General features: G+C 65.6%; 7 protein-coding genes. 5 read left to right on the plus strand and 2 right to left on the minus strand.

Going from position 1 to position 12,547, the window contains the following annotated elements:
• Nucleotides 1–4 precede the first annotated feature (4 nt).
• The 3 genes from GB927_RS05515 (at nt 5) to GB927_RS05525 (ending at nt 2,975) form a co-directional block, all read left to right on the plus strand.
• Nucleotides 5–790, plus strand: a complete 786-nt coding sequence (locus GB927_RS05515; protein WP_256115646.1) for an ABC transporter ATP-binding protein — start codon at nt 5–7, stop codon at nt 788–790.
• 61 nt (nt 791–851) lie between these two features.
• Nucleotides 852–2,222, plus strand: a complete 1,371-nt coding sequence (locus tag GB927_RS05520; RefSeq protein WP_256115647.1) for an MlaD family protein — start codon at nt 852–854, stop codon at nt 2,220–2,222.
• 135 nt (nt 2,223–2,357) lie between these two features.
• Nucleotides 2,358–2,975, plus strand: coding sequence for an ABC-type transport auxiliary lipoprotein family protein (locus GB927_RS05525; protein ID WP_439618482.1), 618 nt, complete (start codon nt 2,358–2,360; stop codon nt 2,973–2,975).
• A 63-nt stretch (nt 2,976–3,038) separates the two neighbouring features.
• Here GB927_RS05525 and GB927_RS05530 read toward each other — a convergent pair whose 3' ends face one another.
• Nucleotides 3,039–4,028, minus strand: coding sequence for a Tim44 domain-containing protein (locus GB927_RS05530; protein ID WP_256115648.1), 990 nt, complete (start codon nt 4,026–4,028; stop codon nt 3,039–3,041).
• Between the two features lie 183 nt (nt 4,029–4,211).
• Nucleotides 4,212–10,805 (minus strand): apolipoprotein A-IV repeat region-like domain-containing protein, encoded by a 6,594-nt coding sequence (locus GB927_RS05535; protein ID WP_256115649.1) that lies wholly within the window; start codon nt 10,803–10,805, stop codon nt 4,212–4,214.
• A gap of 526 nt (nt 10,806–11,331) precedes the next feature.
• Between GB927_RS05535 and GB927_RS05540 the strand changes: the two genes are divergently transcribed.
• Both GB927_RS05540 and GB927_RS05545 read left to right on the plus strand, forming a co-directional pair.
• Nucleotides 11,332–11,700 (plus strand): Hpt domain-containing protein, encoded by a 369-nt coding sequence (locus tag GB927_RS05540; RefSeq protein ID WP_256115650.1) that lies wholly within the window; start codon nt 11,332–11,334, stop codon nt 11,698–11,700.
• A gap of 204 nt (nt 11,701–11,904) precedes the next feature.
• Nucleotides 11,905–12,225, plus strand: a complete 321-nt coding sequence (locus GB927_RS05545; RefSeq protein ID WP_256115651.1) for a 2Fe-2S iron-sulfur cluster-binding protein — start codon at nt 11,905–11,907, stop codon at nt 12,223–12,225.
• The last annotated feature ends 322 nt before the right edge of the window (nt 12,226–12,547 follow it).

The raw sequence follows: 12,547 nt of genomic DNA on the forward strand, positions 1-12,547 counted from the left end.
GCTGATGGATCAGGTTTCGGCAAAACAGGACGACGTCGTGCTCTCGGTGAAGGACCTGACCGTCGGCTTCGGCAGCAATGTCGTGCTCGACGAACTCAACCTTGACATCTATCGCGGCGAAATCCTCGGCTTCGTCGGCGCGTCCGGCACCGGCAAGTCCGTGCTGATGCGCACGGTCCTGCGCCTGCTGCCGCGCCGCTCCGGCGCCATCCGCATCTTCGGCGTGGATTTCGACAAGGCGACGGAGGAGGAGCGGCTGAGGCTCGACATGAAGCTCGGCGTGCTTTTCCAGCACGGCGCGCTGTTTTCCGCGCTGACGGTCAAGGAGAACATCCAGGTGCCGATGCGCGAATATCTCGACCTGCCGCAGGCGATGATGGACGAGCTGGCGCGGCTGAAGATCGAGCTGGTGGGCCTCGCGCCGGAAGCGGCGGACAAATATCCGTCCGAACTTTCCGGCGGCATGATCAAGCGTGCGGCGCTGGCGCGCGCGCTGGCGCTGGACCCGGCCCTCGTTTTCCTCGACGAACCGACCTCTGGCCTCGACCCTATCGGCGCGGCCGAATTCGATGAGCTGATCGCCAAACTGCGCGACACTCTGGGACTGACCGTGTATATGGTGACTCACGATCTCGACAGCCTGTTTTCGGTCTGCGACCGCATTGCTGTTCTCGGGAACAAGAAAGTCATGGTCGAAGGCACGATCGAGGACATGCTGGCCTTTGACGATGCGTGGGTGCAGTCCTATTTCCAGGGCAAACGCGCGCGGTCGATCGTCCGCAATGCGTGAAGGAGTGTCCGGGGCTTTTTCGCCCCGGTGGATGGATTTGCGAGCAGGATAACCGGAACGCATGGAAACGAAAGCCAACTACGCCCTTGTCGGTTTCTTCACCGTGCTCGTCATGGCCGCCGCCTTCGCCTTCGTCTACTGGATGTCGCAATATGGCCGCGGCGGCGAGATGGCGCAGCTCGCGATCCGCATTCCGGGCTCCGCGAACGGCCTCAGCATCGGCTCCCCGGTGCGCTTCAACGGTATCCCCGTCGGCTCGGTGCGCAGCCTCGCGATCGATGCTGAAGACCCGCGTTTCTCCGTCGCCATGACGGAAGTCTCGACCAGCGCGCCGGTCAAGAAGTCCACGACGGCGGTTCTGGAAGTACAGGGGCTGACCGGTGCGGCTTACATCGAGCTTTCGGGCGGCAATGGCGGCGATGAGAACATCCTTCGCCAGGCATTCGACAGCGAAGTGCCGGCGGTTCTCAAGGCCGAACAGTCGAGCGTGACGAACATCCTGTCGACCGCCGACAAGATCCTGAAGCGCGCCGACACGGCGATCACCGACATCCAGGGTTTCGTCGCCGATGCGCGCGGGCCGCTCACCACGACGATCCGCAATGCCGAGCAGTTTTCCGGCTCGCTTGCCCGCAACGGCGAGAAGATCGACGAATTCCTGCAAAGCGTCGGCGGCCTGTCGGAAACCTTCCGCAATCTCTCGACCCGGCTCGATACGACGCTCGCTTCCGTCGACGACCTGATCAAGGCGGTCGATCCCAAGAAGGTCGAAGACTTCGTCGGCAATGTCGACAAGATCAGCAAGGACATCGCGGACGCCTCCGGCGACATCAAGACCACCGTCGAAGGCTTCCGCAAGACGGCCGAGACCTTCGACACCTTCGGCAAGCGGGCGACGACGACGCTCGACAAGGTCGACGGCCTGGTCGCCGCGGTCGACCCCCAGAAGGTCGGCGGTGCGATCGACAATATCTCCGTCGCGACCGCAGATGCGCGCAAGGCCATCGCCTCGGTGACCGGTGTCGCCGACCGCATCGGCGCGCGCAAAGAGGATATCGACCAGATCATCACCGACGTGCAGCAGATGTCGAACAAGCTGAACGCCGCCTCCACGCGCGTCGACGGCGTGCTCGCCAAGCTCGACGGCTTCCTGGGCGAGGGCGATTCCGAATCGCTCTTCGCGGAAGCCAAGGCGACGCTGCAATCGATCAAGCAGGCGGCGGACACGCTGAACGGCCGGATCGGCCCGATCGCCGACGGGCTGCAACGCTTCTCCGGCTCCGGCCTGCGTGACGTCGAGGCGCTGGTGCTCGATACGCGGCGCACGATCCAGAATCTCGACAGCGCGATCTCCGGTTTCGAGCGCGATCCGCAGCGCCTGCTCTTCGGCGGCGAGACGGTCAAGCAGTATGACGGCCGCACAAGGCGTTGATTTCGCCCGCAAGTGTGGCTCTATCTCCACAATGGTTAACAGCCGGATGCAGGACGCGATTTTGTCCGCCCCCGCAGCCGTGACAGCGTGCCATGCCCCTGATACAGATTCGTGGCGTAAGGGTTTGAGGACGACATGACGGTATCGGGTATGGGTTTGTTGCGGAACGGGACTGCGGCGCGCGCCGCGCTGATCGCCGTTCTGGCCGCCACGCTTGCCGCCTGCGGCAGCACACAGGCGAAGAACGATACCTACGCGCTCTCTTCCACCGCTTCCGTGGAAGGCCCGTCGGCTAAGAACCGGCAGATCCTCGTGCCGCAGCCGTCCGCGCTGAAGGCGCTCGACAGCGGACAGATCGTAATCCGCCCGTCCGCCTCGGAAATCCAGTATCTCGCCGGCGCCCAATGGAGCGACAGCCTGACCAAGATGGTGCAGGCGAAGCTCGTGCAGGCGTTTGAAAATACCGGCCTTGTCGGCGGTGTCGGCAAGCCGGGCGAGGGCCTGGCGATCGACTACCAGGTTGCCACCGACATCCGCACGTTCGAGGTGGAGACTGCCGGCGCGGATACCGCGGTGGTGGAAATTTCCGCAAAGCTGCTCAACGACCGCAACGGCACGGTGCGGGCGCAAAAGGTCTTTCGCGCGGCGGTGCCGGTTGGCGGAACGGGAAATACGGCCTTCGTGAAGGCGCTCGACGCGGCCTTCGCCACGGTCACCGCCGACATCGTCGGCTGGACGCTCGCCGCGATCTGATCCGGCATTCGTGAGAATCAAAAAGGCCGTGCGCTGCGGATCGCAGCGCACGGCCTTGTCACATCAGGCGCCTTGCACGCCCTGGATGGCCGAGACCTTCCACTCGGCGCCGTTGCGGCGCACGAAGGTCCAGATCTCGACGGCTTCCGTGAGGTTGTCGGGATCGCCGGAGACGAGCTTGCCGGTCGCGCGGTCGCGCATCACGTCGATGCTCTCGTAGCGCATGGCCACCGTCGCATAGTCGTCCGTGCCTTCGCTCCAGGCTTCCGCAACGTCGCCCTGCACGAGATGGATGTCACGCACCTCGTTCTTCAGGCCCTGGGTGGCATTGTCGCTGAGTTCTTCGGCGAGATAGGACATCGCCTCCGGCGTGGTGATCTGGCGCAGCGTGCGGAAGTCTTCCGCCGCATAGGCCGCCTGCAATTCATTCAGCAGGCCTTCAAACTGTTCGAGGTCTTCCGGCTTGACGCCGATCTCGTCGCCGCCGGTTTTCGGCTGAACCGCCGCTGCTGCCGCCTGGCGATTGCCGCCACCGATGCGCGGGATTTCGAAGTCCGAGCCGCCAGTCTGATAGGCGTTGCGGGCTTGCGCATTGCCGGGGCCGGCATAGGCGGGTGCGTTCTTCTGCGCGAACATGCGGCGCAGGAACAGGAAGACGCCGGCGATCAGCAGCACTTGCAGGATGAGGCCGAGGAAGCCGATGCCGCCGCCAAGGCCCTGGCCGAGCAGCATGCCAACGAGGCCACCGAGCATCAGGCCGCCGATGAGCGAGCCGCCGAAGCCGCCGAACAGGCCGGGGCGCTGGCCATTTGCCGTCGTGGTGCGGTTTGCCGAGGGCTGGGCGGACTGCTGGCGCGTCATGGTGCGGTCGATCGGCTGGGCATCCAGCGGCGCGGTGCGCGTCGTCGAGGGGGTCTGGAAGGTTCGTGTGCCGCGGCTGCCGAAACCGCCGCCGGCGCGGCGCGCTTCCGCAAAATCGACCATCGTCATCATCACCATGACCGCCACCGCGATCGTCGCCAGAAACCGTGCAAAGCCCTGTATCAAGATCATTTCCGTCTCTCTTCCCATGCGCCGACCGGCGCGTCGAAACGCATATAGAGGGTAAGAGCGCGGAATTTAAGGGTTTTGGCCGCGAAAAGACGCCGTGATCGTTCACAAAAACGAGACGGCCGCCCGGAGGCGGCCGTCTCTGTTCGATTTTTCGCCAAAGCGATGCGCTTCGGCCGGAAATGCTTAGCTGAAGCGGCCTGCCGCATGCGCCAGCATGGTGTAGACCTTGCCGGTGTCGGAGGTGAGGTAGGTCTGCGTCATCACCTTATCGCGGTCGTTGCGGGCGACGTCGGCGAGCAGCTTTTCGAAGTCCGAGATGTAGCGGTCGACCGCGGTGCGGAATTCCGGCTCGCGCTCATATTTGCGCTTGATCTCGTCGAAGGTCTGCTGGCCCTTCAGCGTGTAGAGGCGGCGCGTAAAGACGTCGCGCTCGCCGCGCTGGTAGCGCCGCCACAGGTCGACCGAGGCATCGTGATCGATGGCGCGGGCGATATCCACCGAGAGCGAGTTCAGCGATTCGACGACATGGCGCGGGTTGCGGGTGTCGGCCGGGCGGGCCGCCTGGGCATCACCGCGCGGCTGGGCGAACTGGGCTTCCTCGCGCGAGACGGCGCCGCGCAGCAGGTCACGCATCCAGCCGCCTTCGCCGGCGGTCTTGTTCTCCGCCTCGGCGGCGGGCAGGGGCTGCGCGCGCTGCGGCACCGTGGCGGTCGCCGCACGCTCGAGGCCGAGGCTGCCGCGCAGCGGCACGCTCTCCTCACGGCGCGGTTCTGCGCGGGTTTCCTGCACCGGCTGCTGCACGGCCTTGGCCTGGACCACGGCGGGGCGCGAGACTTCCAGCGCGGAAGACGACTTGCCGATAATGTCGGAAAGGTCCTGCAGCGCCTTGATCTGCTCGCTGACGGCGCGGCGCATCTGCGCGGCGTTTTCCTTGGCTTCTTCCGGCAGGTCGAAGGCGCCGCGCTTCAGCTCGCCGCGCGTCTGGTCGAGTTCCTTGCGGATATCGGTGGCGGCGCGGCGGATTTCCTCGGTGGCGCCGGAGAACTTGCCAACGGCTTCCTCGACGGCCTGGCGCAGCGTTTCGCGCATGACGGTCGTGGCGGCGTCGGATTTCTTGCCGGATTCGGTGAGCAGGCGATCGACATCGGAGAGCGAGGCGCCGACGCTGCCGCGCAGGCGGTTCGCCACTTCCTTGGTGCGTTCTTCCGCACGGTTGAACGCGCCCTCGACGGACTGGCTCGCTTCCTCGCCAGCCTTCACCATCGAATCGCGCAGTGCTGCGGCCGTTGCCTCGGCGCGCTTCTCGGTTTCGCCGAGAATGCGGCCGACATCGGCAAAGGAGCTCTGGATGCCGCCGCGCAGGTTGCTGGCGATGAGGCCGGAGCGTTCCTCGGCGCGGCTGAACACGCCCTCGACCATGCCCTCGAGCGACTGCATGGTCTTCTCGATCTCTTCCGAGCGCTGCACGAGGCCGACGGAGAGGGAGCGCAGCGCGTCCTGGCGTTCTTCCAGCGTCGAGACGAGGTTCGACTGGGCGGCGGCGAGCAGGTCGGAGGCCTGTGACAGGATCTTCGAGTGATCCTCGAAGCGTCCGACGATGCCTCCGATCTGCGACAGCGTGCCGGAGGAAATGTCGGAGAGGCGATCGACCTTGCCTTCGAGCAGGCGCGACGTGGTGGAGACCATGTCGGCCGCGCGGTCGGCGGAGGCGGAGAAGCGCTCGGTGGTCGTGGTCAGTTGCTGGTCGACGGCGCCGAGCGTCTGGCTTGCGGCATCGACGAGGCCGGCGATCGCGCCATTGCTTTCCGAAAGGCGGGCGATCAGGCTCAGGACATTCGCCTGCAGGCCGCTTTCGATCTCGCGCATCTGGCCGGCGGCTTCTTCCGTGCGGCTGGAGATGGCGGCGAGCGTATCGGCGGTGCGGGCGGAGATCGCGTTTATCAGCGCGGCGTTCTCGTTGCGCATGCGGTCGGCGCTTTCGCGGGCGACGCCGCTGAGGCGCTCTGCACCCTCGCGGGTGACACCGCTCAGACGTTCTGCACTCTCCTGCGCGACGCCGCTCAAGCGCTCGGCGGCCTCGCGGGCGACACCGGTGATGCTTTCCGCAGCCTCGCGGCCGACGGCGGCGTAGTCGTCGATGACCGGACGGGCTTCCTCGTTGATCACGCGCGACAGTTCTTCCGTGCGGCTGGCCAGCATGGAGTTGAGTTCGCGCGTGCGCTCGTCGAGCGTCGAGCGGATCGACGCGCCGCGGGTTTCCAGCGCCTTCTCGACCTCGCCGAGGCCGGTGCGAAGCGACTGCGCCTGGCCGGCAAGGCGGTTTTCCGTCTCGGCGAAGCGGGCGACGGCGGCCGTGGTGGTTTCGTCCACGGCGCGCGTGAAGGCTTCGTTGCGAGCCGTAAGGTTGCCGGCGAATTCCTCGCCCGTGCGGGCGATGGTTTCGGCGGCGCGCTGGGCTTCCGCACCCATGTCCTGGGCCGCGCGGGAAACCGCGCCGCGCAGCGTCGAGCTGAGGCTGGCGAACTCCTCGCCGGTCTTGGCGAGCGACTGGGCCGAGCGGATCGCCTCGGCGTCCATGTCCTGCGCGGCCTGCGAGACGGCTTCGCGCAGCGTGTGGGCAAGGCCCGCGGCCTTGCCGTCGATCGTGCGGTTGACGCTGTCGAGACCGATGGTGAGTGCCCGGTCCATCGTGCCGAGGCGTTCCTCGATGCGGCCGGTCTTCTCGTCGATGGTGACGCCGATGCGCGTGGCAGCCTCGTCGGTGACGCGTTCGATCTGGCTGGTGCGTTCGGCAAGCGTTCCATCGATGCGTTCGGCGGCTTCGCCGGCAAGGCGGGCGATCTCGCTGCCGCGTGCGGCAAGCGTGCCGTCGATCAGCGAGGTGGCCTCGCCGACAGCGCGCTGGATTTCGCCGGCGCGGCTGACGAGGGCGCCATCCATGCGTTCGGCAGCTTCATTGACGCTGCGCTCGATCTGGTCCGCACGGCCGTTGAGGGTCTCCTCAAGGCGGTCTGCTGCCTGGCCGGCAACGCGGGTGAGTTGCTCGGCGCGGCTGGCAAGCGTGCCGTCGATGCGATCGGCGGCTTCGCCGGTGACGCGGGCGATCTGTTCGGCGCGGTTGGCGAGCGAACCGTCGATACGGTCGGCGGCTTCGCCGGTCACCCGTTCGATATCCGTGATGCGGCCCGACAGGGCACCTTCGATGCGGAGTGCGGCATCGGCGCTGACGCGCTCGATATCGGTGACGCGGCCGGCAAGCGTCGCGGCGATGCGCGCCGTCGTCTCGTCGCCGATGCGGTCGACCTCGGCCATCGGGCGGGAGAGGGCGTCGGAGACGCGCAGCGACACATCGCTGCCCACGCGGTCGAGATCGGAAAGGCGTTCCGACAGGGTGTCGGAGATGCGCAGCGCCGCCGTATCGACGATGCCGGAGACGTTGTCGACGCTGTGTTCGATGCGGGCTTCGAGCTTGCCGAGGTTTTCCTCCAGCCGGCTGCCCGTCGTGTCGAAGCGAGTGGCGACGCTGTCGACGGTCTGCTCCATGCGGTTGCCGAAGGTGACGGCCGCCTCGGCGATCTTCGAAGAGCTTTCGATGAGGCGCTCGGCGACGACACCCGCACTTTCGCGCACGCGCTGGTCGAGCACGGCGGCGCTGCCGTCGATCGTGCGGCGCAGCGCTTCCTCGTGCTGCTCCATGGTCAGTTCCAGCATGCCGGCGCTGGTGGCGATCGAGGTGCCGATTGTGGTGACCTGGTCGTTCAGGGTCTCGGTGAGGTGGTTGCGACCCTCGGTGATCGCCAGGTTGATCGCGTTGATGCGGTCGTCCAGCGTCGCGCGGATCTCCTCATGGGTGGAGGTGAGCGAACCGGCAAGCTCGGAGGCCCGGCCGGAAAGCTGTTCCATCGACATTTCCAGCATGCCGGCGCTGGTGGCAATGGAGGTGCCGATCGAGGTGACCTGGTCGTTCAGGGTCTCGTTGAGGTGGTTGCGGCCGTCGGTGATCGCGGCATTGATCGCGTCGATACGGTCGTCGAGCGTCGCACGGATCTGGTCGTGGGTGGAGACGAGCGAACCCGTGAGCTCCGAGGCGCGGCCGGAGAGCTGCTCCATCGACATTTCCAGCATGCCGGCGCTGGTGGCGATCGAGGTGCCGATCGAGGTGACCTGGTCGTTCAGGGTCTCGGTGAGCTGGTTGCGGCCCTCGGTGATCGCGAGATTGATGGCGTTGATGCGGTCGTCGAGCGTTGCGCGGATCTGCTCCTGGGTGGAGACGAGCGAGCCGGCAAGCTCCGAAGCACGGCCGGACAAGGCTTCCGCGATGTTGGCGGCGCGGCCGGAGAAGGCCTCGGCGAATTCGGCCGCCTGGCCGTGCAACACACCGCCGAGCTGCTGCGTGCCTTCGGACAGAACAGTCTCGACACGGTTCGCTGCGGCGTCGATCGACGACTGCATGGAGCCGGCGCTGTTGGAGAGCACCGAGGCGAGGTTGGCCGTGCGGCCGGTGATGACCTCGTCGATCTGGCGGGCGGCGCCGGTCAGCGCGTTCTCGACGCGGCTGGCGGCCGAGCCGACCGACTGTTCGAGCTGGCTGCCGGTCTCGTTCAGCATGGAGGAGAGAGCGGCGGTGCGCTCGGAAAGCGCGTTGTCGATGCGGCCGTGGCTGGCGGCGATGGTGGAGGTGATCTGATCGGCACGCGCACCGAGCGCGTCTTCCATGCGAGCCTGGGCGGCTTCGATATCGGTGGCGATGGCCGTGCCGCGGCTGTCGAGCGCCTGCGTCAGGCGGCGTTCGCTGCTGGAAATGCTTTCGACCAGCGCTTCGGCGCGGGCACCAAGGGCGTTTTCCATGCGGGCCTGGGCGGCCTCGATATCGGTGGCGATGGCTGTGCCGCGGCTGTCGAGCGCTTCCGTCAGGCGGCGTTCGCTGCCCGAAACACTTTCCGCCAGAGCCTCGGCGCGGGCGCCAAAACCGGTTTCGATGCGGTTCTGCACGTCGGCGAGGCCGCCGAGCAGGGCTGCGGACTTTTCCGAGAGCACCGAGTTCATGCGCTCATGCGCGCCGGTGACGGCATTCGTAATGGCGTCGGCGTGGCCGGTCACGGCGCTTTCGAAGACTTCCTGGCCGGTGCCAAGCGTCGTCGCCAGCGCGAAGGACTGGTCGGTCAGCGTGTTGCCGAGGCGGTCGATGCTGGAGGTGAGGATGCCGTCGATCGCCTCATGGCCGCTGGCGACCGTCTCGTTGATGCGGGCGAGGCTTTCCATCAGCTTGGAATCGAGCGAGCCGGCGCGCTGGTCGAAGGCGGTGGCGAATTCCTCGACGCGCTGGTCGAAGGCGCTGGCGATCTGGCCGACGGTCGCCTGCATGCGCTCGTCGAAGAAGCCGGAGCGCAAGTCGAGGTCCATGACCGTGTCGTCGGCGGCGTTCTTCAGGCTCTGGCGGAACTGTGCGCCCTTTTCGTCGAGGGCCGCGTTCATCGATTCGAGAACATGGTCGAGGCCGCCGGTGACGGCCTGCTGGCCGATCGACAGGCTTTCGCTGATCTCGCGGGTGCGGGCGATCAGCGTCTCGTTGAGCTGCTTGGCGCGTTCGTTCAACGCCGCGTTCAGCTTTTCCGTGTTGGTGTCGAGCGAGGTGGCGCGGGTCTCGAACTGGTTCAGCAGGTCCCGGCCGCGCGAATCAAGGCTCTTGGTCAGGTGGTCCAGGCGGGTGTCGAACTCCTGGGCGAGCGCCAGACCGGAGGAGGAGAGGGTGGACAGCAGGCTGTCGGTGCGGGCCGAGAGCATGGCGCCGATAGTCTGCGTCGCGCTGTCGGACTTTTCCATCAGCATGGCGGCGCGGGTGTCGAGCATGGAGGCGAAGGCCTCGCCCGACGTCGCAAGGCGGTTCGTTATGCTCTCGCCGGCGCTTGCCAGCTCATCCTTCAACTGTTCATGCGCGCCGGAAATCGACGAGCGGACGCGTTCCGCATGGCTGACGATCGCCTCGCGCTCGGAGCCGAGTTCCTGCACGAGCGTGCGCACGCGCATTTCATTGTCGGCGTAGCTGCGTTCCAGCGCGTTCACTTCGGAATGCACGAGGGTTTCGAGTTCGGTGGCGCGCGCGATGGTGCGCTCGATGCCTTCGTTCATCGCCGAGACTTCGCGGCGCACGGCCTGGCCGACGGTCATGATACGGTCGGTGGCAACGGTTTCCGGCTCGGACAGGCGAAGGGCGACTTCCGCCATGGAACGGGCGGCGCTGCGCAGCTCATGGGCGCGCGAAATCATGATGGCGAAAGCGAAGAACAGCATGATCGGCATGACGATGGCGACCAGCATGCCGATGGCGCCGGGCAGCGCCACGAGATCGGCGACCGAGCGGATCTGCCAGATCTGCGGTGCATAAAGCAGGTTCGCGACGCCGAGGCCGCCGATGACCCAGAGAACGGACATCAGGATGGCCATGCGGATCGAGGTGCGGCCGGAGCGCACGTCGAGCGACTTGAGAATCGCGGCGGGCGTCTTGCGCGAACCGTCATTGGCCGGCTGGAAGGTCGGTGTCTTCGGTGCGGGATCAGGCGTCAGGCTGCGCGCCGTCTCGCCGGAGGCCGGGCGCGTGGCGGGCTTTTCCTGCGTCTTGTTCGGAATGCGACTTGCTGGTTCAGACACATGGGCCTCCGAAGCGTCCTTCTTCGAGGGCGTCTCCGGAGCTAGATCGTCAAAGTCGATTTTAAGCGCCTCTTCGAGGGCCTGAAAGGCCTTGTCGTCGATCGACTCGGTGGACTTGTTCGTCGCCATGCGGTTACGCCTCGTTACCATGTCCGGGATCGGGCTTCATACGCGCTGCCGCTGCTCAGGCGCATTCGAACCGTCCGGTTGGTGGCCGGTCTTGCTGCTTACCCTCATGGCAAGCAGCGTCCGGACCGCCGTTCATTCCAATTCGCTCGATAGACCGAAAAGGCGAAGCGGTGTATCTCCGCCCACGGCTTATCCACCGGCACTATCCGGTCGTATCGTAGTGACACATTAGCCTGTATCACACAATTCATTGCCATCTCCCTTAGGTCGAAACTTAACAGGAAGTTAACATTCCACAGATTTGTATCGCGATGGAATAGTTATGAAAAAGGCAATTTTTCAGCCGTTAACCATAGTTTGCGATTCATGCCCCTTTTGCGCCGCCTTTTAATCGGATAGGCGCGCCGGCCACGCAGAATGGCTGTCCATGTCCCAGCCGGTTGCAGGCCAGGCGCCCGGACCGCTTCGACATCTGCGTGCATCACAACGAAACAAGCGTACGTAGCGTATATAAGGATATTGGCAAATGGCAGCGCTCAACATTGCATTCGAGGCGCCCGACAATGCAGGCGGCATGTCCCATTCCGGGGGACGGCCGATCGATCTGATACACCTTGCGCGCCAGACCATGGGCGACAAGGCACTGGAACTGGAAGTCTTGCAGATGTTTGCGCGGGCCGCCCGCGAGAGCATGAAGGAGCTTGCCGGCTCCGAAGGCGAGGCCCGCGCTGCCGTCGCGCATCGCCTGAAGGGGTCCGCCCAGTCGGTCGGCGCCACCGTCGTCAGCAAGGCTGCCGAGGCGCTGGAGGCAAACCCGGCCGATGCGATCGCGCTTTCCGCCGTTGCCGCCGCCGTCGTCGAAGCTGAAAATTTCATCCTCAAACTCTGCCGCTGATCGTCGCAGGCTCGCCGCCCCGGACGTGGCGCGGTGGGCAAAGCCGATGGCGCGTCCGGACCTGCCACAGCCCTGCCGGGCGCGCGATGTTGACTGGGAAGGGGTTTTGTTGGAAACAACCGCCGGAAAACCGGCGGTTCGGCACCGTCCCTTCGCCGGCCCGTCTTTCGCCTCCTCGGGCAGCCTACAGGATCCGGACCCATCATGAGCAAACTCACCATCGTCGCCTTCGACGGCACGCGCCACGAACTGGATGTCGCCAACGGCTCCACGGTCATGGAGAATGCCGTGCGCAACTCCGTGCCCGGCATCGAGGCCGAATGCGGCGGCGCCTGTGCCTGCGCGACCTGTCATGTCTATGTCGACGATGCCTGGAGTGGCACCGTCGGCCCGCCGGAAGCGATGGAAGAGGACATGCTGGACTTCGCCTACGACGTCCGCCCGACCTCGCGGCTCTCCTGTCAGATCAAGATGTCGGATGCGTTTGACGGGCTCGTGGTTCACGTGCCGGAACGCCAGGCCTGACATCTCCCATTTTCGCTGGAATTGTATTCGCGCCTCTGCCCATCCGGCAGGCGGACGGCGCTCGACCATGCGATGTCTTCTACGCACTTGAAGAAGAGAATCGGTTGTTCTGCCGGCTGGAAAGAATAGAGGGGCAAAAAAAGAGCCTCGCCGGTCGATAAGGACGAGCGAGGCCAGGAGGGCGCATCGCAGACAGGAGAGGGAGGAGACACCTGCTGCTAAGATAAGGACGCGCCAGGAGAACCTGTTACAAACCGTTTCATGCAACTTCGGGAAGGAAAATCGTCTTCCCGTTCACTGTTGAAATGAAGATACGGTGATT

This window comes from Shinella lacus (assembly GCF_010994755.1).
Classification (GTDB): Bacteria; Pseudomonadota; Alphaproteobacteria; order Rhizobiales; family Rhizobiaceae; genus Shinella; species Shinella lacus.